The organism is Eudoraea chungangensis, assembly GCF_029360665.1.
In the GTDB taxonomy this organism is placed as follows: Bacteria; Bacteroidota; Bacteroidia; order Flavobacteriales; family Flavobacteriaceae; genus Eudoraea; species Eudoraea chungangensis.
Map to the genome: position 1 here is coordinate 454,044 of NZ_JARDUB010000006.1, position 22,158 is coordinate 476,201.

22 protein-coding genes are annotated in these 22,158 nt (G+C 35.5%); 13 read left to right on the top strand and 9 right to left on the bottom strand.

Annotated elements, in window-relative coordinates; all coding sequences use genetic code 11:
• Positions 1–2: 2 nt before the first annotated feature.
• Both ilvB and ilvD read right to left on the bottom strand, forming a co-directional pair.
• The gene (gene ilvB / locus PXG98_RS14840; protein WP_276392359.1) at positions 3–1,736 is read right to left on the bottom strand and encodes a biosynthetic-type acetolactate synthase large subunit; all 1,734 of its coding nucleotides are present in this window, start codon (positions 1,734–1,736) and stop codon (positions 3–5) included.
• Positions 1,737–1,764: 28 nt separating this feature from the next.
• Entirely contained in the window at positions 1,765–3,441 is a 1,677-nt protein-coding gene (gene ilvD / locus PXG98_RS14845) for a dihydroxy-acid dehydratase (RefSeq protein WP_276392361.1), read from the bottom strand.
• Between the two features lie 287 nt (positions 3,442–3,728).
• Between ilvD and PXG98_RS14850 the strand changes: the two genes are divergently transcribed.
• Positions 3,729–4,451: a nitroreductase family protein gene (locus PXG98_RS14850; RefSeq protein WP_276392362.1), complete on the top strand. Its 723-nt coding sequence runs from the start codon at positions 3,729–3,731 to the stop codon at positions 4,449–4,451.
• Here the strand turns inward: PXG98_RS14850 and PXG98_RS14855 are convergent.
• Genes PXG98_RS14855 through PXG98_RS14870 form a run of 4 tightly spaced genes read right to left on the bottom strand, consistent with a single transcriptional unit; the run spans position 4,439 to position 7,951 of the window.
• Positions 4,439–5,290: a 5-oxoprolinase subunit C family protein gene (locus PXG98_RS14855; RefSeq protein WP_276392363.1), complete on the bottom strand. Its 852-nt coding sequence runs from the start codon at positions 5,288–5,290 to the stop codon at positions 4,439–4,441. The two genes, PXG98_RS14850 and PXG98_RS14855, sit on opposite strands and share 13 nt — an antisense overlap.
• On the bottom strand, positions 5,283–6,020 hold the full coding sequence (gene pxpB, locus PXG98_RS14860; RefSeq protein ID WP_276392365.1) for a 5-oxoprolinase subunit PxpB: 738 nt from the start codon (positions 6,018–6,020) through the stop codon (positions 5,283–5,285). The genes PXG98_RS14855 and pxpB overlap by 8 nt, the downstream gene beginning before the upstream one ends.
• Positions 6,017–6,754 carry a 5-oxoprolinase subunit PxpA gene (gene pxpA / locus PXG98_RS14865; protein WP_276392367.1) on the bottom strand — a complete coding sequence of 246 codons (738 nt, stop codon included), beginning with the start codon at positions 6,752–6,754 and terminating at the stop codon, positions 6,017–6,019. The genes pxpB and pxpA overlap by 4 nt, the downstream gene beginning before the upstream one ends.
• A 3-nt stretch (positions 6,755–6,757) precedes the next feature.
• On the bottom strand, positions 6,758–7,951 hold the full coding sequence (locus tag PXG98_RS14870) for an Nramp family divalent metal transporter (RefSeq protein WP_276392369.1): 1,194 nt from the start codon (positions 7,949–7,951) through the stop codon (positions 6,758–6,760).
• A gap of 213 nt (positions 7,952–8,164) precedes the next feature.
• On the opposite strand from PXG98_RS14870, the gene PXG98_RS14875 reads away from it, so the two are divergent.
• The 5 genes from PXG98_RS14875 to PXG98_RS14895 all read left to right on the top strand — a co-directional run bounded on the left by PXG98_RS14875 (position 8,165) and on the right by PXG98_RS14895 (position 12,076).
• Positions 8,165–8,608, top strand: a complete 444-nt coding sequence (locus PXG98_RS14875; RefSeq protein ID WP_276392371.1) for a hypothetical protein — start codon at positions 8,165–8,167, stop codon at positions 8,606–8,608.
• A 25-nt stretch (positions 8,609–8,633) separates the two neighbouring features.
• Complete coding sequence (locus tag PXG98_RS14880; RefSeq protein WP_276392373.1) at positions 8,634–8,924, top strand: hypothetical protein; 291 nt, start codon at positions 8,634–8,636, stop codon at positions 8,922–8,924.
• Positions 8,925–9,018: 94 nt separating this feature from the next.
• The gene (locus PXG98_RS14885) at positions 9,019–10,131 is read left to right on the top strand and encodes a pyridoxal phosphate-dependent aminotransferase (protein WP_276392374.1); all 1,113 of its coding nucleotides are present in this window, start codon (positions 9,019–9,021) and stop codon (positions 10,129–10,131) included.
• Between the two features lie 372 nt (positions 10,132–10,503).
• Positions 10,504–11,400: a beta-keto acid cleavage family enzyme gene (locus PXG98_RS14890; protein ID WP_276392376.1), complete on the top strand. Its 897-nt coding sequence runs from the start codon at positions 10,504–10,506 to the stop codon at positions 11,398–11,400.
• Positions 11,390–12,076: a hypothetical protein gene (locus PXG98_RS14895; protein WP_276392377.1), complete on the top strand. Its 687-nt coding sequence runs from the start codon at positions 11,390–11,392 to the stop codon at positions 12,074–12,076. The genes PXG98_RS14890 and PXG98_RS14895 overlap by 11 nt, the downstream gene beginning before the upstream one ends.
• 66 nt (positions 12,077–12,142) lie before the next feature.
• Here PXG98_RS14895 and PXG98_RS14900 read toward each other — a convergent pair whose 3' ends face one another.
• Positions 12,143–12,430: a DNA-binding protein gene (locus PXG98_RS14900; protein WP_276392379.1), complete on the bottom strand. Its 288-nt coding sequence runs from the start codon at positions 12,428–12,430 to the stop codon at positions 12,143–12,145.
• Positions 12,431–12,610: 180 nt separating this feature from the next.
• Between PXG98_RS14900 and PXG98_RS14905 the strand changes: the two genes are divergently transcribed.
• Positions 12,611–13,003: a hypothetical protein gene (locus tag PXG98_RS14905; RefSeq protein WP_276392382.1), complete on the top strand. Its 393-nt coding sequence runs from the start codon at positions 12,611–12,613 to the stop codon at positions 13,001–13,003.
• On the opposite strand, the gene PXG98_RS14910 is transcribed toward PXG98_RS14905, so the two are convergent.
• A complete protein-coding gene (locus PXG98_RS14910; RefSeq protein WP_276392384.1) occupies positions 13,000–14,265 on the bottom strand; it encodes a hypothetical protein in 1,266 nt (421 codons plus the stop codon). The two genes, PXG98_RS14905 and PXG98_RS14910, sit on opposite strands and share 4 nt — an antisense overlap.
• Positions 14,266–14,359: 94 nt before the next feature.
• On the opposite strand from PXG98_RS14910, the gene tsaE reads away from it, so the two are divergent.
• The 5 genes from tsaE to PXG98_RS14935 all read left to right on the top strand — a co-directional run bounded on the left by tsaE (position 14,360) and on the right by PXG98_RS14935 (position 19,625).
• Positions 14,360–14,785, top strand: a complete 426-nt coding sequence (tsaE, locus tag PXG98_RS14915; RefSeq protein WP_276392387.1) for a tRNA (adenosine(37)-N6)-threonylcarbamoyltransferase complex ATPase subunit type 1 TsaE — start codon at positions 14,360–14,362, stop codon at positions 14,783–14,785.
• Positions 14,786–15,252: 467 nt separating this feature from the next.
• On the top strand, positions 15,253–15,381 hold the full coding sequence (locus tag PXG98_RS14920) for a hypothetical protein (RefSeq protein WP_276392390.1): 129 nt from the start codon (positions 15,253–15,255) through the stop codon (positions 15,379–15,381).
• Positions 15,382–15,469: 88 nt separating this feature from the next.
• The gene (locus tag PXG98_RS14925; protein WP_276392392.1) at positions 15,470–16,138 is read left to right on the top strand and encodes a hypothetical protein; all 669 of its coding nucleotides are present in this window, start codon (positions 15,470–15,472) and stop codon (positions 16,136–16,138) included.
• A 127-nt stretch (positions 16,139–16,265) separates the two neighbouring features.
• The gene (locus tag PXG98_RS14930; protein WP_276392394.1) at positions 16,266–17,465 is read left to right on the top strand and encodes an alanine dehydrogenase; all 1,200 of its coding nucleotides are present in this window, start codon (positions 16,266–16,268) and stop codon (positions 17,463–17,465) included.
• A gap of 558 nt (positions 17,466–18,023) precedes the next feature.
• Positions 18,024–19,625 carry a hypothetical protein gene (locus tag PXG98_RS14935; protein ID WP_276392397.1) on the top strand — a complete coding sequence of 534 codons (1,602 nt, stop codon included), beginning with the start codon at positions 18,024–18,026 and terminating at the stop codon, positions 19,623–19,625.
• A gap of 53 nt (positions 19,626–19,678) precedes the next feature.
• Here the strand turns inward: PXG98_RS14935 and PXG98_RS14940 are convergent, their stop codons facing one another.
• Positions 19,679–20,845 carry a proline dehydrogenase family protein gene (locus PXG98_RS14940; RefSeq protein WP_276392398.1) on the bottom strand — a complete coding sequence of 389 codons (1,167 nt, stop codon included), beginning with the start codon at positions 20,843–20,845 and terminating at the stop codon, positions 19,679–19,681.
• 140 nt (positions 20,846–20,985) lie between these two features.
• Between PXG98_RS14940 and aroB the strand changes: the two genes are divergently transcribed.
• A complete protein-coding gene (gene aroB, locus PXG98_RS14945) occupies positions 20,986–22,047 on the top strand; it encodes a 3-dehydroquinate synthase (protein ID WP_276392400.1) in 1,062 nt (353 codons plus the stop codon).
• Positions 22,048–22,158 lie beyond the last annotated feature (111 nt).

Genomic DNA, 22,158 nt, shown 5'->3' on the forward strand with positions numbered 1-22,158 from the left:
CTCTATTTTAATCGAATATCGGAAACCGACGCCCCAGAGGGAATCATTGGGAAGACATTATCTTCTTTTTCTACACATACCTCTAAAAAGAAGGCATCTTTGGAGGCCATCATAGTCGCCACGGCTTGTTTTAAGTCTTTTCTCTCTTTTACTCTCATCGCCTCAATATGATATCCCTCAGCAATTTTTACAAAATCTGGATTTGTCATAACCGTTGAGGCATACCTACTTTCAAAAAAGAGTTCTTGCCATTGTCTAACCATCCCTAGATGTTCATTGTTCAATACTACTATTTTAACCGCAGTTTTGTTCTGGAAAATAGTCGCCAATTCCTGAATAGTCATTTGGTAACCCCCATCGCCGATTATGGCAACTACTTCTCTTTCTTCTGCTCCCATTTTAGCTCCAATTGCCGCTGGAAGAGCAAATCCCATGGTTCCTAAACCTCCAGAAGTAATATTACTCTTTGATTGTTTAAACTTTGCATAACGACAAGCAATCATCTGGTGCTGCCCAACATCAGTGACAATCACCGCTTTGGCATCTGATGCAATATTTATTTCTTCGATTACCTCCCCCATAGTTAAACCTTCTTTCGTGGGATGTAAGTCGCCTTTTATTACGGTTTCATATTCTATCTCATGGTACTCCTTAAATTTGTTTACCCAAGATTGATGTTTATTTTTCTTCACTAAAGGAAGAAGCAATTCCAGTGAAGTACGAGCATCCCCTAATACGGGAACATGTGCGTGAACATTTTTATTAATCTCTGCTGGGTCTATTTCTAAGTGAATCACTTTGGCTTGTTTGGCATAAGTATCAAGACTACCAGTTACCCGATCATCAAATCGCATTCCTATGGCGATAAGAACATCGCATTCATTGGTAAGCATATTAGGTCCGTAATTACCATGCATCCCAACCATACCTACATTTAGCGGGTGATTGGTGTCCATTGCTGACAGTCCTAAAATAGTCCATGCGGCAGGGATACCAGATTTCTCAACGAATTCTTTTAATTGTGTCTCGGCGTGGCCCAAAATAACCCCCTGCCCGTATACTATAAATGGTTTTTTTGCATTATTTATTAAATCCGCTGCATTCTTTATTTCTTCTGGATTTGTCTTAGGGCAAGGCTGATAACTACGAACCTTTTTACATCGTTCATAGACAAAGTCTATCTCCTCGAATTGGGCATTCTTTGTAATATCTATTAGAACGGGTCCAGGTCTACCAGATCTTGCTATATAGAAAGCCTTTGCCATGATTTCTGGTATTTCAGAGGCCTTGGTTATCTGATAATTCCACTTGGTTACGGGGGTAGATATCCCAATAATATCGGTCTCCTGGAATGCATCGGACCCTAATAAGTGTCTGGGAACCTGCCCGGTAATGCAGACCATTGGAGTAGAATCTATTTGGGCATCGGCCAATCCGGTAACCAAATTGGTAGCACCAGGACCAGAAGTGGCCATTGCAACACCTACTCTTCCAGACACCCTAGCATAGCCTTGTGCAGCATGGGTGGCTCCTTGTTCGTGTCTTGTTAATATATGTTCTAGCCGATCTTGAAATTTGTATAATTCATCATATACTGGCATAATTGCTCCTCCAGGATATCCATAAATTAAGTCCACCCCCTCGGCTAGTAGGCAATGTATTATTGCTTCCGCCCCGCTAATACGGATGGATTTCTTATTTGCTTTTGCTGTCTTTTTTTCTTTAACTGTTTGCATAGGACCGCTCTTATTATAAACGCTTTTTTTAAAATTCATCTGTAACACAACCAGAGGAGGCCGAAGAAACCATTCTAGCGTATTTATAAAGACTCCCTTTCTTTACTTTGAGTGCTGGTTGCACCCAGTCTTTTTTTCTTTTTTCTATTTCGACTTCAGATAAATCTACTGAAATTTCATTTTTTTCGGCATCAATGGTAATCATGTCTCCATCTTTGAGAAGTGCAATTGTACCACCGTCCTGTGCTTCAGGTGAAATGTGACCTACTACAAATCCATGGGTGCCTCCAGAAAACCTTCCATCAGTAATAAGGGCAACGTCTTTTCCAAGTCCCGCTCCCATGATTGCCGCTGTAGGTTTTAACATCTCCGGCATCCCCGGACCGCCTTTTGGTCCCTCATATCGAATTACCACCACATCTCCTTTTTTTACTAAACCTTTACCGATACCTTCATTTGCTTTAAACTCATCATCAAAAACCTTAGCCGGTCCTTTAAACAAAAGTCCTTCTTTTCCTGTAATCTTAGCTACCGCTCCTTCTTCGGCTAAATTGCCATAAAGTATGCGCAGGTGTCCCGTCTCTTTGATAGGATTCTCTAAGGGATGTACCACTTTTTGGCCCTTTAATAAGCTTGGTACTTCAGCTAAATTTTCTGCTATGGTTTTGCCGGTAACGGTGAGACAATCCCCATGAAGCATATTATTCTCTAACATAAATTTTAAGACTGCAGGAGTACCTCCCACTCTATGTACATCTTCCATCAAAAATTTACCACTAGGCTTAAGATCTGCTAAAAACGGGGTGGTATCACTAATCTTCTGAAAATCGTCTAATCCAAAGTCTATTTCGGCTGCCTTGGCAATGGCTAGAAAATGTAAAACCGCATTGGTTGAACCACCCATAACGGTAATTAGCCTGACCGCGTTCTCCAGTGATTTTCTTGTAATAATATCACTTGGCTTAATATCCTTATTAATTAAATTCCATATCGCCTCTCCTGATGAAATTGCATCCTTTTGTTTTTCTTTTCCTATTGCCGGGTTAGAGGAATTATATGGCATGGCCATCCCAAGAGCCTCAATAGCCGATGCCATTGTATTGGCAGTATACATGCCACCACAGGCACCTGCCCCGGGACAAGCATTTTGTATTATACTTTTATAATCAGAGTTATCAAGGGTACCTGCCACTTTCTCGCCCCAAGCTTCAAAAGCAGAAACAATATCTAACTTCTTATCTTTAAAACAGCCAGATGCAATAGTGCCTCCGTAAACTAAAACGGAGGGTCTGTCTAGCCTTATCATGGCCATAAGTGCGCCAGGCATATTCTTATCACAACCAACTACAGTAACCATTCCATCATAATTCATGGCCTGTACCACAGTTTCCATAGAATCGGCAATTATATCTCTAGAAGGCAAAGAATATCTCATGCCGTAGGTTCCCATAGATATTCCATCACTTACACCTATGGTATTAAATACAAGTCCAACTAAATCGTTATTCTGTACACCAATCTTTACTTCTTGAGCCAGGTCATTCAGATGCATGTTACAAGGGTTTCCTTCATAACCAGTACTGGCAATTCCAACAAAAGGCTTTTTCAAATCCTCCTCGGTAAGACCTAAGGCGTAAAGCATCGCCTGAGCTGCAGGCTGGGTAGGGTCTTGAGTAACATTTTTGCTGTATTTATTTAATTCCATTTAAACTATTCTAAAAATATTAAGATCTTCTATATACCTATATGACTCAAAGATAAATCTTTAAAAAAGTTACTTTCCTTTTAGACTGCTAATGGTCCAAATTCAAGTCATCATATATTCTTTTATATTACTGATTTACAATGTTTTAACATTCGTTATTATACCATATTCAATAAGTTGGTTGTCTCCCAAATGTTGTGTAATATACAGGGTAAATTTGTGCTGTATTTAAAATTTGTTTCTATTCCGTAGTAATCCTTTCTTTGTAGTCAACTAAATTATCTTCGATGGAAAAAACAGTTTCAGAAGCAATTGCATATAGAAGATCCGTAAGGATTTATAATTCGGATGAGGAAATAAGTTACGAGAAGGTTGTTGATTGTCTTAAAAATGCCGTTTTGGCACCGACTAGCAGTAATTTACAATTATGGGAGTTTTACCATGTTTTAGATAAAACAACGAAAGACAGTATTAGTAAAGCCTGTTTTAATCAACCAGCGGCAAAAACAGCCCAACAACTTGTGGTAGTAGTAACTAGAAAAGATCTTTGGCGAAAACGTGCCAAAGCCAATCTCAGTTTTCTGGAACATCAATTTAAAAAAGAAGAAACGGATAATTCAAAGAAAAAAATTGCCCTTTCCTATTACAAAAAGTTGATTCCTTCTTTGTACACCGAATTCCTTGGCATTCTCGGGCTAGTAAAATATGGGATATTTAGTACAATGGGCTTATTCAAGCCAATGTATAGGCAGGTTAGACAGTCCGACTTAAGAATTGTAGCCCATAAAAGTGCTGCCCTTGCGGCCCAAAACTTTATGATATCTATGGCAGCAATTGGATATGATACCTGTCCCATGGAAGGGTCTGATACAAAAAGAATAAAGAAAATACTAAACCTACCTTGGGGAGCTGAAATTAATATGGTAATTGGTTGTGGAATCAGGGACAGTAAAGGGGTCTACGGACCTAGATTTAGAGTGCCATTTAAAGAGGTTTACTACAAACTGTAAGGGTGCTTTTTAAATGCAATAGTATCTCCTGAACGTTTTTGGGCTAAGATAGCAATTGCTCTTTTCGACAATTGCAAAATCCTGGGATACCCACCCGTAGTTTGGCCGTCACTCATTAAAATAATAAGCTTGCCCGCAGGGGTAAGTTGCACCGTACCTGGCAAAGTAGCTGAGGTGAGCATTTTATGCTTATGTTCCATAAGAGGCTCTACAAACTGATAGGCCATTCTATTATTCTCTTTTGCTATCGTAAACTTTTTAGAAAATAAGCTTTTAATGGCGTTCGTATTCAAAAGATCATATTCAGGACCAGGATAGGCACTTATCTCATCGAAGTGATGTAAAGACTCCGATTTCATTTCCAATATTTTAGGGGTATAGGATTTACATTCGGAAATATCAATTTCCATTCCATCTATAACACAATTGAGAGGAGTAATTGGTTTAAAAAAAGATCTACTCCCTAGTTTAATCTCTGTATTAAATCCATCCTTTACTGCTAAATATGTTCTAAAGCCACTGGTTAGCTTACCAAAACTCAATATATCCCCCTTGTTAGCTTTGAGGACTTCATAGTTATTTATTGGCTTTGTATTCAGAGATGGAGACATTTCTGCTCCTGATATACAGAAATAGGTAGCCACCGAGAATTGCAGTTTGGGACCAGTCATGGTGATCTCCATTACCGCGTACTTTTTGTGATTGTCTAACATTGAGTTTGCAATCGCTGCAGAATACAAATCCATAGCACCACTTATGGGAACGCCCTTATGTCTAAGATCAAATCTACCAGAATCCTGTATGGTTGTAAAAAAACCAGATCGAATTACTTTAATCATTTAATGCTACTTTTTCCGGTTTAAAAATTCCGACTTCTGCTTCTATTTTATGCAAATCATAGGCTGCCCTCGATATAGAATAAAACTCTATTCTGTCTCCCACGTTTACAAAACATGGTTCCTCCTTATTCGGATTAAAAATGGGAATAGGACAATTTCCAATAATATTCCAGCCGCCGGGGGAATCTTGTGGGTATACTCCTGTTTGTTGAGCTGCCAATCCCACAGAACCCTTAAGAACCTTTGCCCTTGGTGAAGAACGTCTGTTGATCTCTAATTCTTTCGGAAGCCCTCCTAGATACATGAAGCCAGGTAAAAATCCAATACCATAAACCGTGTAGGGTCTATTTGTATGTTTAGCCACTAGATCCTTTATATCCAATCCTAACGCCTCTGCAGATTCTTCCAAATCAATACCAAATTCTAAATCATAACAAACAGGTAATTTCCACAAATACCGTTTTATTTTAATCTCTTTATTCCTTGAAGTGTATACCTTTTCAATAGCCGCTTTAGCGCTTAAAAAATTTATTGATTTAGACAGTGTAACTAAAGTAAGCGAGTTGTATGCGGGAATCAACTCCCATTTTTCTGCTTCGGGAAAAGTATTTTTAAAGCTTTCAATAAAAGCTAGAATATCATAAAGAATATCTTCGGAAACCTTTAAAGGCCATTGAATCAAAATTGCATTTTTGCCAAATGGCTTGATGATTAAAGAATTCTGCTTCACTTTTTAATATAAATATTATGATTTGCCAATTCTGTCGAAAGATACACTAATATTTGGAATGCGTTAGGACCATCCCCATGAATGCATATGGTTTCCGCAGCAATTTTAATTTGCTGTCCTTCTATGGTTGTTATTTTCCCTTGTGCAACCATCTCAAGAATCTGCCGGGTCACCATTTTTGGATTTGATATAGTAGCCTTAGGAAAATTTCTAGAAACCAGTAATGATTTAGAATTATACCGTCTATCACCAAAACCTTCAGACCAACAGTTAAAACCTATTTTTCTAGCCTTCTTCAATACAGAAGAATTTGCAGGCAGGAATAGGATTAGTTCCTTTTTGTATTCCTTTAAAGTATTTAAATAAATTTCAGCAATCGTCGGGTCTTTAACAATATCATTGTAAAGTGCCCCGTGGGCTTTTATATGATGTAGGTCTAAACCTAATTCCATTAAAACTTTAAGTAAGCTTTGAATTTGTTCAGTCAGCGTGTTTTGCAAATCCCTTGGACTAATTGACATACTTTTTCTTCCAAAATTTTCGGGGTCAGGATAAGATGGATGGGCTCCAATTCTTACCTTGTACTCTTTAGCCAACAAAGCCGTATCCCTCATACTGGTACTATTTCCGAAATGCCCGCCACAGGCTATATTACAAGAACTGATATAGGGAAATAGTTCTCTTTCGTTTAACACTCCTTCTCCCAAATCACAATTTATGTCTATCAGATGCATTTTCTATACTAAACCTATTACTTCAAAGATACTTTTTGTAGCCAAAACTAAAATTAAAAGTACTATGACCCCGCATAAAATATTTTGCCAAAATGAATTGACATAATTTCCCATGAGCGATTTTTTGTTTACAATACCTATTAATAAGACAACTATGATGGGTAATAATAACCCATTAGATATTTGGGCAATTTGAATAATCACAATAGGCTTAATTCCTGTAGAAAGAGATACTACCCCGGCTATTAAAACCAACATCCAGACAATTCTAAATTTAACTTCTTTTAGGTTTTTTTCCCAACCAAAGCAACTTTGCACAACATAGGCTGCGGCTAAAGGTGCCGTTATGGCGGAAGTAATACCAGCTGCAAAGAGCCCAATACCCATAAGAAAAGTAGCTGATTTACCGTACAAAGGTTCCAATCCAATCGCCAAATCGGCTGCCCCTTCTATAGTACCTTTAGAAATGGATGCGGCACAGATAATAATCGCTAAAGAAACCATTCCGCCTAGGGATATTGATAAAACAGTGTCCCTTCGGGCTTCCGGTATTTCTTTTGGCTCAGACCATTTTTGTTTGGCCAAGGAGGCATGTAAAAATAGATTATAGGGCACAACCGTAGTTCCAACCAATGCAATTATGCTTAAAATGCCTCCCTTAGGAATATTAGGAATAAAGAGACCTTTAAGAAGATCATATATGTTTGGTTGTGTTATCAGGGCCGTAATAACAAATGATATACTCATTACTAATACAAGTCCTACAAAAAATCTTTCTAGTATTTTGTAGGAACCTAAAAACAACAAGCAAAAGGCAATAAATCCAATTATTAAAGGGTATAGTGAACTTCCTACACCACCAAAAATAACTTCTAATCCTAGAGTGGCTCCACTTATATTTCCAGCCTCATATGCCGTATTTCCCAATACAATGGCACAAAGAATCATAGCTAAAACAAAGTATTTAACCCATGTATTTTTAATGGAATCCCGTATTACCTCTGAAAGACCTTTACCTGAAATAATTCCTACTCTCATAGACATTTCTTGCAATACAATGGTGGCAATAATAGACAGTAAAACCGTCCACAGGAGCGCAAATTGAAATTGAACCCCGGCCAGAGTACAGGCAGTAATGGTGCCCGGGCCAATAAAGGCAGCTGCGATTAATACCCCCGGACCAATTTTTTTAAACATCCTTTTCTATTTATTGGAATAAGTGAGAGGTAAATATATGGTCTTTATGATTTATCTGCGAACTATCATGGAGGCAAATAAAAAATAAAAATAGTGTAGTTCATCTAAAAAAATGTAGTTCGTCTAAAAGTAGGTAGTCATACATCGAATATTTATACTAAAGTTAAAAAGCAAGGGTTATACTTATCCCAAATCAAAACTTGCCTACAAATAATGACGTGCATAGAATGTAAAAAGAAACTCAGCTACGCAGAACATAAAAGTGCCATGGACCACTACGGGATTGAATTATGTGAGAGACATAAGGCTCGAATGGACAAATTACACAGAAATAACTGTACACCAATTGAAGCAATACAGCTTTATTATGGCTTAAAGCAAGAAGGTGCTAATCCAATGCTAGAATGGTGGGATGGTAAAAAATCTGTGGATTTAGCCTTTTCTCGTGTAAAGCTTAATATTGAAATAGATACGGATTATCATATGATGAGTCATGAGCAGGCCATAAATAACCTGACTAATATGATGCACTCTTTTCAAGATGGATTTACCACTATACGAATACCGCATACCCTAATCAAGTATTTTTTAAACGAAACTGTTGAAAATATTATTGGAATAAAAGAAGGACTGAGAGCAAGAAGTAGAGTCATTTAGCAAAGTTGAACATAAAACAAAGCAAATGGAAACGGACAACTATTACACCGAGAGATCTTATAGATTAAGCAAAGTAATACTATATTTACTTACATTCGCTGCATTCGCCATTATGGTGAACAATAATGCCGTACTCTCACGATACTTATTCGGACTACCAATAATAGCTTCTGGTTTGCTAGGGATTTTTGGTTCATTTATTCTCTATAAAGGACGTGAAGAACCCATAAACGAAAAGAAAATCATCGCTCTTACGGTAAACTCAGCGATGGTGATTTTAATACTTACTATTCTAGTTTCCAACACCCTGTATTAGAAAAAATTATTGGTCGTACGGATATTTCAATATGTCCAAATACTTTCTCTGGATTTCTTTGTATCTTAAAAGTGCAAATAAAGGTCCATAAGTAATGACAAATATAGACAGAAGGGAATGGCTGAAAACGTTAGGTTTAACTGGTGGTTTAGCCTTATTAAAGCCTTCAGAGCTCTTAGCTCTAGACGAGCCAGTTAATACCACTTTTAGCAATTCTCCCATAATGCTAAATGCCAATGAGAACGCTTATGGTCCTTCTGAAAGAGTAAAAAAAGTAATTTCGGATAATTTAAATATTGGATGTAGATATCCTTTTAGAAGTCTGTCGAGTTTAGTAGACTTAATTGCTGAAAAAGAAGAAATCCATAGAGATTCTATTGTAATTACAGGTGGATCTACTGAAGGCCTTAAAGCTACTGGCCTGGTGTATGGCTTATATAAGGGAGAAATCATTGCTGCTGACCCAACGTTTCAAGCGATGCTTAGCTATGCTGAAACCTTCGACGCCAAAGTGCACAGAGTTCCTCTAAATCCTAAAATGGAACACGACCTCGACGCCATGGCAGCAAAAGTCAACAAAAACACCAAACTAATCTTTATATGTAATCCAAATAATCCGACTGGAACACTTTTAGACAGAAATCATCTTATAGATTTTTGTAAAGCATTCGATAAGTCGGCTTTGATATTTAGTGATGAGGCGTATTATGACTTTATCACAGAAGCCGACTACCCTTCCATGACGAAATTGGTTAAAGAGGGCCGTAATGTCATTGTATCAAAGACTTTCTCTAAAGTATATGGCCTGGCTGGTTTAAGAATCGGATATCTTATAGCAAAACCAGAAATAGCTAAAAATTTAAAAGCCGCTGTAATGGCAAATACGAATACTTTAGCAATAGAAGCAGCCAAAGAGGCCCTGAAAGACGATGCCTTTTACAAATATAGTATTACACAAAATATTAAAGCTAAAGAATTAATTTACAAAACTTTAGAAGATTTAGGAATGGAGTATATCCCCTCTCATACCAACTTTGTGTTCTTTAAAACAGGTATTCCTATTACATCCTTTAGTGAGCAGATGAGTGCCAAAAATATTATTGTGGGAAGACCCTTCCCTCCTCTCTTAAACTGGGCGCGCATAAGCACCGGTAGACTAGAAGATGTAAAATCCTTCACTACAGCTTTGAAAACGGTAATGGGATAGAACTCTAGACCATGCTCGTACACAGAATTAGACGCGCAAGTATGACATTTTAACGAATTTTCTTACTTTTTAAGGAATGATAAGATGTATTTCCCTTCTACTGACGTTTATAATAAAAACAGTTTATGAAGAAAAAAACTACCCAGTCTTATTTACTTTATGCCTTTTGTTTTTTCTGCATAATATGGTCTCTTTATGTTTTTGTCTTTAAGGGCGCATAACTAATGCCAATATTTTACGTTATAAAGCTAGAAAAGCCTTTGCAATGCAGTTTGGTTAATATTCATTAAAATGCTTCATAAAAGAGATATATGCCCAATAAAAGACAAGGAGTTGCGAACAATGCTATTTGCTTTATAGAATTTTCAATATATGAATACAAATAAACTAATCATTAATTTCACCCCAACAGGAATGATTCCGACCAAGGAAATGACTTCTTATGTCCCCATTACTGTTAATGAAATAGTTGATGATGTTTTGGAAGCCCGTGAACTTGGAATTACTATGGTACACTTGCACGCCAGAGATGAAAAAACAGGTGTTCCAAGCTATAAAAAAGAAATTTATGCAGAAATAATTAATAAAATAAGGGCTCATGATCCCTATTTGGTTATTTGCGTTTCGCTAAGTGGTAGAAATTTTAAAGAATTAAATCAGCGGTCTGAGGTCCTCGATTTAGAAGGAAAACTAAAACCTGATATGGGTAGTCTAACCCTAAGCTCACTAAATTTTAACAAGGTTGCTAGTGTAAATTCTCCAGAAATGATAAAGGCTCTGGCTTCCAAAATGAAAAATAAAGGGATTGTACCAGAACTTGAAGCCTTTGATCTTGGAATGATTAATTTTTCCAAATATTTAATTAAGAAAGATCTTATCAAAGCTCCTTTTTACTATAATCTGTTATTGGGAAATATAGCTTGTTCTCAACCAAATTTACTCCACGCCGGCATGCTCATTCAAGATCTACCGGAAGATTCTTATTTTAGTCTAGCGGGTATTGGAGCCGCTCAATTAAAAATGAATTCCCTTAGTATTGCCATCGGTGGAGGTGTTAGAGTAGGTCTTGAAGATAATATTTGGTTCGATATTAAAAGGACAGAGTTGGCTCGCAATAGAGATTTAATTAAAAGAGTTCAAACCATCGCCCATGCCAATGAAAGAGAATTAATGACATCTCAAGAATTTAGAAGGTGTATGCAACTCAATAAAGGTAATGGTGAATACGGAAGAGATTCTCTCCTTAAACCTATAGAACATGGAAGTTAATAATAATAGATTCTATAGACTAAAATGGTTTTGGAATATATTATCTAACGGTTTGTTGTTATTTGGTATAAGAAATAGACTCGCGCAAATTGGGCTAGATATAGATCCATATTATTGGGTTGAAGAAGGTTATACCGAAATAGACATTCCTAAAATTAAAGAAGAACAAAATGAATACTCCATTGTTCATTTAAATCTTGACGAAATTCACAGGGTTAGAAAAAAAGTAATTGCAAATACTCCTGCTTCCGATCTACCTATTTTTAATGATAAACAAAAGGCAATTGGCGTAAAATATAAAAATGAGATTGCCGCATTTATGTTTATAGAACTTGAGGACTTTTACTACCACAAACGGAAAATTTCTTTAAACAAAAATGAAGCATATCTCTTCCATATGTATACCTTTGAAAATCATCGTGGCAAGAATTTAGCACCCTATCTCAGATACCATAGTTACTTGATTTTAAAAGAATTGGGGATAAAAAACATTTATAGCATTACTCAGTATTTTAATACTTCATCGAAAAATTTCAAGAGAAAGCTTAGTGCCCAAAACAAACAGTTATATCTCAATATTACTCTTTTTAAGAAGTATAGATATTTCACTCTACTACGAAATTATTCAAACTTACCAAACACCTATTCAGAAAAAAGGCCAACCCTTAGTAGTTGACCTTTTTAAAAGAGGATTAACGAAAAACACAAACATCCTCTATTTTGCTAGAAGCCCTTACCCCCTCTAATAACTGAGATAACTCCCACTAAACAGTTCCGTGACCTCATTATTACTTGTAACACAGAGGGATATTTTAAAATCTATTCGAAAGGGTCTGGTATAGTAATAGGTCTTTCTGCTTCTGCTATATTCTATGGGAGCATCAAAATCTTTTAATAAATCTATCAGATTATAAATAGAACGTTCACTAAGGTTCATTCGCCTGGCCAGGTTAAGAGGCCGGCCAGTACACTCCGACTCAATGAGCAAGTGCATTTTTTGTAAATTTTCGAGGGTTTTGATTTTGTTCATACTAAAATGTCTTAGAGATTATTGAAGAGATATGGTATTTAAAGCATATATAATAATATAGATTATTTTCTATATAAACAAATTTTTTTATAGTTTTTTTTCTATTTAATTTAATTATAGTATCTTAGATTAAGAATCGCTTGTAGCCTATAGTGCAATGAAGTATTACGAATTTATTTTATGCTAAAAACCGTAGATCGCTTAATTCAATTTATTAACCATATTGATATGAGCGCCAGACAATTTGATATATCCATTGGTGCCAGTAATGGTTATACGTTGCGTATGAAGAAAAACCAGGCCTCCATTGGTAGCGACGTAATAGAAACCATTCTAAAGGTCTACCCGCAGCTTAATGTTGCCTGGTTAATTACAGGAGAAGGCGAAATGTTGAAAACTAAGGAGGTATCGGAAATTCTAGAATTTGAAGATCTTTCTAAGTTAAAGCAAACCGAGATTGAACAGTTAATAGAAAAAAAGATAAGAAGTCGTCAAGAAATAGCGATTAAGTCAATAATAAAAGAAGTCTCGGATGAGATTGAACAAATGAAGAAAGACCTGGAAAAGAACTAGTCCACCCCGTATCGTCCTTCTAAAAGCTGATCTCTCAGGGAAATTAATCGGATCAGTTTGGTATTTTGATTAGACTCTCCCGCAATTTCCTTTCGCAACTGTTTTATTTGCCTTAAATTTCGTTGAAACGTCTTGTTGGCATTGAATTCTCCATCTTCAATTATAACATCTATTTCCTTCACCAGGGTCTCGTATAAGACCAAGAGATCTACCCTATATTTAATGATTTTAGAAACCGTTATAAGTATAATTACCAGCAAGACAATAATTGGGAAGGACTTAATATTTCCTGCTGCATCTAAATATTGTACATCTTGTGTTGCTTCCCACAACTGGTAAGAGTAGATTACCAAAGGGGAGAGAATCGCAAAACGCCACCAACTTGTGCAAATAATATACCAGGTAAGCATAGGTATAATTACAATTAACTTCCTTGTTAAGAACCAGATATATGTTCTTATATTATCAAAACCATTACTATCGATACTAATAAATCCCAAGGTGAATTCCTCAAGATGTTCTGGTATTAGATGGTGTGAATACCATAATGAAAGAACTAAACAAAACATAAGAATTGCTAAGAAATCATTTTTGGTGATTTTTTGATTTGAAGTGTTTTTTATTTTAAAGGTAAAATTTTTAGACAACCACAATTCCACCAAAAGTTTAATATTTACTATTCGATATAGGTAATTAATAGAAGAATAACGATTTTTGTTGTTTCTTATTTTGTCTACAAAAAGCCGGTATGTCTTAGTTTTATTTTTGAGGTTATCAAAAAAAATACTATCAAAAGAAATTTCTAAAACTTGTTTTCTAGACGCCTTAAATAAAAAATTGTCGAATAAAAGAATTAATCCTATAAATACAGTAATTACAAAAGGATCAATAAAATTTCTACTGTAGAAATCTAATAGTTTTACATCCATTGACCGTGTTGGCATATCGGAAAAATATGTAAGTAAACTTTTTACATAAACAATTACCATAGGAAGTAAAAGATATTTCCAATTTCTAGAAGTCGTAAAGAACCAAATAACTAATAAAACAACAGGAATGCTATTTCTAAAAAAATACCAAATAAATGTTCTATTACTTGCAAAAATATGAGGATAGTTCTTTCCAAATATTATAAACTCAGAAGCTACATCACTGAAATATAAATGCCAATATGCAAAAAAAGGTATAATGAAAATTATTAAGGCGATAACCATATCTAATCTAAACTTACCCTTCCAAGATGTAGCTCCCTCCCAAACCATAACAAATTATTCGATTACGATTTTTAATTAAAAAAAAGATATAATTTCGCTATTACTAATCTTCCATATAAATAAATATACATAATTATTTTAAATGCAGAAAATTTTCTATACACTAGAGAATATTGAGGAAGCAGCAAAAAGCCTAATTGCGATTAGCCAGACTAGATTTTTATGTTTCTATGGTGATATGGGCGCTGGCAAAACAACGCTTATTAAGGCAGTGGTATCCCAACTAGAGGGGTCAGAACAGGCTAGTAGTCCAACATTTAGTATTGTCAATGAATACCAATACCAAAATGGCAAGTTATTAGGCTTTCACTTTGATTTTTATCGTTTGGAATCCGAATCGGAGGCCCTAGACCTCGGTATTGAAGATTATTTTAGTCAAAGCAGCTGGCTTTTTGTAGAATGGGCCAATAAAGTAGAAAGTCTTTTACCCTTGTCCTACACCAAAATATCCGTTAATACCATTAATAATTTAAGCCGCGAATTAATTATTGAAGAAGTAAAGTTATAATTAGACAGTAAATTTTTAGCAGAGTTTGTTTTTCAGGAACAGCCAAAAAGTTGTCTTTTTAAGCTCTATTTTGTCTTTAACCAACTATAGAAATTTAGAGAGCCTTCGATAAAGTGCACTAAATATCGGATAAAGAATACTGCTTCAAAAAAAGTTTCATTAGCATCAAGTGTTGCTTTCTTTCTTCTTTGTTTTGAACATAATTATCATCTAAAACAATTTTGTCTTGTACAAATCCGTCTAGATATGTTTTTTTATGAAGAATAAGTTTCACCTCTTTCAACTGACTTCCAATTCTTACAAAAAAAGTGCCAACAAATGACTTAGGAAAATATAGATTATCGATGAAGTGTTCATTTTTTAGGATTAAAAGTAATATTTTCTCGACGTAATGTCTTCCGTTCGTATTTTTTTTCCTACATTTGTAAGTGAAAATGAATCAAATCTTTAACGAAAAACGTATTACGATGGACACAAAAAAACTATTCTTTGGCATATGTACATGCCTCGTTTTAATGGCTTCTGCTTGCACCGATAGCGCCTCTGATGATCTTTATGAAGATGGAGTTGACAAGAGAAAAATACATATAAAATAAGACAAAACTTACATTTTTTTAAAAAAGGGCAATCATAAATTGCCCTTTTTTTCGTTCAAGCAATATAATTCTCCCAAATATTGCGTAGATGAATTTTTCTCAAAAAAAGAATAAAAAAGCACAAAGGCGTTTATTTACCGAGTCAATTGGTATATTCTTGATTATCGCCGCGCCTTTCTTATTTAAGTTGCATGATTTTATGCCGCAAGACCCCAATGCTACAATAGATATCTTGTGGTTTAGTATTGATAGGCATGGATTCGATGATATTAGAACATTTACGTGGTTTTTACTAACAAAGATTATTCCCTTCTATTTACTCATGATTTGGTTTTTCACCAATAAACATTGGTGGTATCACATTCTTCTGATACCTATTTGCATGTATGCTTTTCAAATCTTTGAAGTAGTTTATGGAGATGAATTATTTGTCGATACAGAAAATGTGCTTTGGCTATTACCGGTATGTATGGTTGTTATTCCCTTTGTTTATTTAATAAGAATTAAGCTTTACGACAAGTATGTTCTTGGTATAGATTTAGATGCAATGGATGCAGAGCTTCAATATTATAAGGAGAAAGAGAGAAGGGAAATAGAAAAAATAGCACCCAAGCACCTGAAAGAGGATGTCTATTCTCCTCCTGCCAACGAAGAGACAGAAACCGATGAGTCTAAGAGTATTTCAGACAAAACACTAAAATCTGCCCTTCATTCCCTACAACATTCTTTTAAAAGTTTTTTTAATTTCTTTTTGTAAACAGCATAACAGTCTCGCACTACTTGCCGCGGTAACAATCTATTCTTAAGAAATATCTTTATGAAGGAGATATTATAAAAAATCGTAATTTTGAATTAGGTAAGCCATACTATTTATAGAAATACCAATGAACCAACCCTCCTCTCCTTTTAGTCAACAACAACTTTTACCACAAGAGGAAACTTTAGAAATCTTTAAACAGAAAGGAGAATTATTTATTGGTGTTCCTAATGAATACCAATACCAAGAAAAGCGAATTTGTTTAACGCCCGATGCTGTAAATGCAATTACATCCAATGGGCATAAGGTCTTATTGGAGGCGGGTGCAGGTGAAAGTGCCAGTTTTTCTGATAAAGAATATACAGAGGCAGGCGCCATAATAAGTAGGGATACTAAAAAAGTGTTTTCTTGCCCTATCTTACTAAAAGTAGAACCCCCTACCCTGGCGGAAATTCAAATGATGAATCCGCAGGCTACAATAATATCGGCCTTACAAATTAAAACTAGGTCTAAAGAGTATTTTGAAGAGTTAGCCAAAAAAAGAATAACAGCCATTGCCTTTGAATATATTAGGGATGAGGATGGGAAATATCCTGCGGTAAGAAGTCTTAGCGAAATTGCGGGCACTTCCTCCGTTCTTATTGCTGCGGAGATTATGGCAGCTACTAATCAAGGAAATGGACTAATGTTTGGGAATATAAGCGGCGTGCCTCCTGCTGAAGTAGTAATTCTTGGTGCAGGCACTGTAGGAGAATTCGCAGCCAGGTCTGCCTTAGGTCTTGGAGCCAATGTAAAAGTATTTGATAATTCCCTGACCAAGCTTCGAAATATACAAACTAATTTAAAGCAGACTATATACACAAGTACCATACAACCAAAAAACCTTCTAAAAAGTCTAAGAAGGTGTGATGTGGCGATTGGTGCCGTACGGGGCACCGATAGATCTCCAGTCATTGTTAGTAATACCATGGTAGAGAATATGAAAAAAGGTGCTGTCATTATTGATGTGAGTATTGATATGGGAGGATGTTTCGAAACAAGTGAACTTACAACACACGACAAGCCAACCCATGAAAAATACGGTGTGATACACTACGGCGTGCCAAATATTCCTGCAAGATATCCAAGAACAGCTTCTGTTTCCATAAGTAATATCTTTACACCTTATTTATTGAAGATCGGGGAAGAAGGCGGACTTGAAAATTCCCTGCGATTTGATAGGGGTTTGCGTAATGGGCTATATATGTATCATGGAATTCTTACTAATAAATCTGTAGGCGAATGGTTCGATTTGAAATATAGCGATATTAATTTTTTGATCTTTTAAATATGGCCTTCTTAAAGCGCTTAGGTTATTACCTAATAGGTTTTTCTATAGGTCTCCTGTTTCTTTTCTTCTTCCTTAAAAAAAAATCTGACGAAAGCGGTACAAGCTTTTGCTATTTTCCAAATTGCAGAGTTTTAAAAGATATTAGGTCTAAAAAGCTAATTGAGAATGATTTGTCACAAACACTCTTCCATGACCAAGTATTGGATTCTCTGAGGCTCCAAAAATTTTTAATGGAGGGTAAAATTATCTTCAATAAAAGCAATACAAAGATTCCAAAATGCAAAGAGTATTACATTAAGGGTGAAATTGATTCTAAATTGGCCTTCTTACGAATTCAAAACTGTGATAGTACAGCCCTTATAAAAGAGTTCAACTTTATTAATTGATTTGGAGAATACAGAACCTATAATTATACTAAATAGTAGGTTTAAAGAGTTATATTTTCAGGATTGGATAAAATAAATCCAAAGTTATGTAATATACCGATAGCTTAAATCAGAAGTCAATGCTTTGCAGTTTGAGGTAAACTTAGAAAAGGGCTATAGCCTTTACGTTATGAAAACACAAAATCTTTGTAAAAATCTTTTTTTGCTAATTTCCCTAATTCTGGTAAATATACTATCGGCATCTGTATTACAGCAAGACCCAATTCCTTTTGCTTCCAAAACATTGCAAACAACTAAGAAGCAATGGACAAATACAAAAAAAGAAGAAATACTTTCCTTGGCAACTGCCGATACATATGAATATGAGGATATAAACATCTACCTAATCCTTGAGTCGCCAAATATGGTTTTTGACTCATACCTTGGGAAAAACGATGTTAAGGATGAAGGAATACCCAAAGTCGAATTCATTGGTTTATTAGAAGAAATTCTTTATCAACCTGCCAAGGCTACAGAAAAGCTACTTTTTGCAAGTATTGAGGCGAGCAAGCAAGAGTATCTGGTTGCGCAGGAAATTGCCCAGACGTTCTATACCTCAAAGCAATTGAACTATGATATGGGAATTCGATTCTTGGATAATCGGTTTAGTACCGAAAAGTTGGGAATCGCTCTCGAGATACTGGGGCAAACAGATTTCGAAAACAAGTCCAATCCAAGTCCAGATAAAAACAAGAAATTGTCAAAGAAAATTGCATCGATAAAAACAAATTATAGTTCACATATTCCTGTAGTACAAGCCTTGACCGAATTATCAGATTTTTTTACCATTCTACAAAAAGAGAATCTCGGAATTACCCAATTTCCTCCTTACACCAATTTCGCAAATTCTATTAAGCCAATAATAAAGCAGAGAACGCAAGAACAAATTACCTGGAGACCTTCTCTTCTTATTGGCTATCCTAAGAGTGGATCTATATGGAAAACTCCTTCCAGAGTACTTATAAAATGGCAAACTAAAAATATAGACTCCGATAAAACAATAAAGTTCTTCCTAACACGGGATGATATCGTTGTTCAGGTTTTAGGGGTATTCAAGAATACTGGAGAAATTGAGAACATTGATCTTCGAAAAGGCTTGCCTGAAGGAGATACGTACAAGGTCATGGGCATAGAATTATTTCCCACGAATAAGTTCCATATCGCGAAGTTTGCCACACCATATTTTTCAATAAGAAAGGAAAGACAAAAAGTAGAAGCAAACAAAGCCAATGAAATCTTGCTAACTGAGGATAGCAGTTTAAATGTAACAGCCACTGCCACCGAAGCAACTACTAAATTCAATAATGTAATTTACGAAAACGACTCCAAGTCTACAGATTTGAAAACAGAACTAAGTGCTGAAGCCTTAGAAGAACAAAGAAAATTATTTGCTGGCAGAAAAATATCCTATCAGAAGAAAATCTTAGTAGACAGCGAAACGCTAACAATCAACTTATATGACCACGGTCGTCAGGATGGAGACATCGTCTCAATCTATCTAAATGGTAAGGCCGTAATTGCTAATCACATTCTTACTTATAAGAAAAAAAGCTTTGAGGTGACGCTAGACCCAAATAAGAAGAATGATCTTTTTCTATACGCACATAATTTAGGAAACTATCCTCCTAATACCGTTTCCTTAGAAATTAAGGACAATAGCAAATCCGAAGAAATAATTCTGAATTCCGACCTAAAAAGCTGTGAGGCAGTATTAATTGAAGTTCAGCCTTAATTTTATTCGTGTTATGGATTAAAAACTTCATCTTTCCATAAATCATTTAAGCTTTATATTTTTCTCCTTTTACGTTCTTTCTTTAGTAGGTCCAACTCTCTATTTGTTTGCCCTGCCACAGAGGTATTCTCTTCAGCGCGACGAATAAGATATGGCATAACGTCTTTTACAGGTCCAAATGGAAGATATTTGGCCACATTATAGTTTTTTGCACTGAGGTTAAAAGAAATGTGATCACTCATTCCATAGAGCTGTCCAAACCAAATCCGTTTATCTTCTGGAGCAATAGACTGCTTGCCCATAAGCGTCATTAGCTTATAAGTACTCTCTTCATTATGTGTCCCAAGGAATAGAGAAATTGTATCCAAGTGATCAATAATATATTCTACCCCTCTATCAAAGTTTTCATCTGTTTCTTTTTTTGAGGCGCAAATAGGTGTAGGATAACCGCGTTCTTCAGCTCTGTCATTTTCCTTTTCCATATAGGCCCCTCTAACCGCTTTAATTCCTATTTTAAAACCGTCCTTGTCGGCCACTTTTTTTAATTTCTGAAGGTAATCTATCCGATCCCATCTATATAATTGTAAGGTATTATAGACAATAATTTTTTCTTTGTTGTATTTACGCATCATCTCTTCTACAAGCTTGTCAGCAGCAGGCTGCATCCAGCTTTCTTCCGCATCTACTAAGAGTGAAACTTGCAAATCATGGGCTTTTTTACAGGTAGTTTCAAATCGATTCACCACCCTGTTCCATTCCTCTTTTTCCTTGGCGTTAAGACTTTTATTTTCACTTACCTTTTTAAATAAGGCAAATCTACCATAACCGGTCGGCTTAAATACCGCAAAAGGTATAGCATCCTTTTCCTTTACAAAATCTAGAATCTTTAAAACTTTGGCAAGAGCATCATCTAGGGGGTCTTCGGTATTTTTCCCTTCCACGGAATAATCCAAAACTGATGCAACTCCTTTACTCCACATTCTATCAACAACCAACAAGCAGTCTTCTTCACTAACCCCACCACAGAAATGATCAAAGACGGTAGCTCTAATTAACCCATCAACCGGAAGTCTTGCCTTAATGGCAAAGTTTGTCATCGCCGTTCCAATTCTCACCAAAGGTTCATTTGCAATAAGTTTAAATAGAAAAAAAGCTCTTTCTAGTTCCGAATCCGTTTTTAAAGAAAAAGCTGTGGCAGTATCCTCAAATATTCCTTTCATTTACAAAATTTAAAGCTAATTTAAATATAATCACAGAAAACTTATTCGATAACTAAAAAATTGCCTTTATTTTGTGTTTCGTTTTATGTAACACCGTTTTATGTCTGGAAGTGTTACCAATTAAAACTTAAAATACTTTTATGGAATCTATTATATCCTCAACCTGTCCTATCCATTTTAATAGTAAGGCAGCAGAATCGATTGAAGCGCATCTTAAATATGCAAATTATTCCAATCTCTATATTTTGGTTGACGAGAATACTAGAGAGCATTGTTTACCGCTATTTGAAAAACATATTGGATCTGATTACGAATACAAGATTATTGAAATAAACTCGGGAGAAGTTAACAAGAATATTGATACTTGTTTAAAGGTCTGGAATATACTTTCTGATGAAAACTGTGATAGAAAAAGTCTCTTAATTAATTTAGGAGGAGGAGTAATTACAGATTTAGGAGGCTTTGTGGCTTCTACATACAAAAGAGGAATAAATTTCATAAACATTCCCACCACTCTTCTGGCAATGGTAGACGCTTCCGTGGGCGGTAAAACTGGTGTTGATTTAGGTATGCTTAAAAATCAAATCGGGGTAATAAATCAACCTCAAATGGTATTAATATTCCCAGAATTCTTACACACTCTTGAAAATCGCCAACTGAATAGCGGATTTGCCGAAATGCTTAAACACGGACTAATTACTAATCAAAGATATTGGAGTGATATAAAAAACGTCAGTTCATTGGAAGCATTTGAGAGCTTTATATATGAATCTATTGTAATCAAAAATGAAGTAGTGAGACAAGATCCCACTGAAAAAAGTTTAAGAAAGATTTTAAACTTTGGACATACACTAGGACATGCCATAGAATCTTACTTTCTCGACAATGAAAATAAGACTACACTCTTACATGGAGAGGCTATTGCCGTAGGTATGATCATGGAAGCCTTTTTATCTCACAAGCTCATAGGTCTCTCGATTTACCAATTAGAGGATATAAAATCCTCTGTACTGCAACATTTTAAACCCGTTTCTTTTGAAACAGATGATGTTTCGGGAATTATTGATTTACTTAAGTACGACAAAAAGAATTCTCATGGAAATGTAAATTTTGTACTACTTAAAAGAATTGGAGATGCCCTTATAGACAATAAGGTTTCAGACCAATTAATCAATGAGGCTTTCGCATACTACACAGAATAGATAATACACCTACTTAATTTGCGCTTTTGACAACTCTTTAGATTTTCTTATTTAAAAAAAAACTAGCTTAGGTATTGTAATAACTAACACAGAGTTTAATTAACCAATACT

Excerpts from the sequence above, each read along its gene's own strand:
- ilvB (WP_276392359.1), bottom strand. The coding sequence starts at position 1,736 with ATGCAAACAGTTAAAGAAAAAAAGACAGCAAAAGCAAATAAGAAATCC.
- ilvD (WP_276392361.1), bottom strand. The coding sequence starts at position 3,441 with ATGGAATTAAATAAATACAGCAAAAATGTTACTCAAGACCCTACCCAG.
- PXG98_RS14850 (WP_276392362.1), top strand. The coding sequence starts at position 3,729 with ATGGAAAAAACAGTTTCAGAAGCAATTGCATATAGAAGATCCGTAAGG.
- PXG98_RS14855 (WP_276392363.1), bottom strand. The coding sequence starts at position 5,290 with ATGATTAAAGTAATTCGATCTGGTTTTTTTACAACCATACAGGATTCT.
- pxpA (WP_276392367.1), bottom strand. The coding sequence starts at position 6,754 with ATGCATCTGATAGACATAAATTGTGATTTGGGAGAAGGAGTGTTAAAC.
- PXG98_RS14870 (WP_276392369.1), bottom strand. The coding sequence starts at position 7,951 with ATGTTTAAAAAAATTGGTCCGGGGGTATTAATCGCAGCTGCCTTTATT.
- PXG98_RS14875 (WP_276392371.1), top strand. The coding sequence starts at position 8,165 with ATGACGTGCATAGAATGTAAAAAGAAACTCAGCTACGCAGAACATAAA.
- PXG98_RS14880 (WP_276392373.1), top strand. The coding sequence starts at position 8,634 with ATGGAAACGGACAACTATTACACCGAGAGATCTTATAGATTAAGCAAA.
- PXG98_RS14885 (WP_276392374.1), top strand. The coding sequence starts at position 9,019 with ATGACAAATATAGACAGAAGGGAATGGCTGAAAACGTTAGGTTTAACT.
- PXG98_RS14890 (WP_276392376.1), top strand. The coding sequence starts at position 10,504 with ATGAATACAAATAAACTAATCATTAATTTCACCCCAACAGGAATGATT.
- PXG98_RS14895 (WP_276392377.1), top strand. The coding sequence starts at position 11,390 with ATGGAAGTTAATAATAATAGATTCTATAGACTAAAATGGTTTTGGAAT.
- PXG98_RS14900 (WP_276392379.1), bottom strand. The coding sequence starts at position 12,430 with ATGAACAAAATCAAAACCCTCGAAAATTTACAAAAAATGCACTTGCTC.
- PXG98_RS14905 (WP_276392382.1), top strand. The coding sequence starts at position 12,611 with ATGCTAAAAACCGTAGATCGCTTAATTCAATTTATTAACCATATTGAT.
- PXG98_RS14910 (WP_276392384.1), bottom strand. The coding sequence starts at position 14,265 with ATGGTTTGGGAGGGAGCTACATCTTGGAAGGGTAAGTTTAGATTAGAT.
- tsaE (WP_276392387.1), top strand. The coding sequence starts at position 14,360 with ATGCAGAAAATTTTCTATACACTAGAGAATATTGAGGAAGCAGCAAAA.
- PXG98_RS14920 (WP_276392390.1), top strand. The coding sequence starts at position 15,253 with ATGGACACAAAAAAACTATTCTTTGGCATATGTACATGCCTCGTTTTA.
- PXG98_RS14925 (WP_276392392.1), top strand. The coding sequence starts at position 15,470 with ATGAATTTTTCTCAAAAAAAGAATAAAAAAGCACAAAGGCGTTTATTT.
- PXG98_RS14930 (WP_276392394.1), top strand. The coding sequence starts at position 16,266 with ATGAACCAACCCTCCTCTCCTTTTAGTCAACAACAACTTTTACCACAA.
- PXG98_RS14935 (WP_276392397.1), top strand. The coding sequence starts at position 18,024 with ATGAAAACACAAAATCTTTGTAAAAATCTTTTTTTGCTAATTTCCCTA.
- PXG98_RS14940 (WP_276392398.1), bottom strand. The coding sequence starts at position 20,845 with ATGAAAGGAATATTTGAGGATACTGCCACAGCTTTTTCTTTAAAAACG.
- aroB (WP_276392400.1), top strand. The coding sequence starts at position 20,986 with ATGGAATCTATTATATCCTCAACCTGTCCTATCCATTTTAATAGTAAG.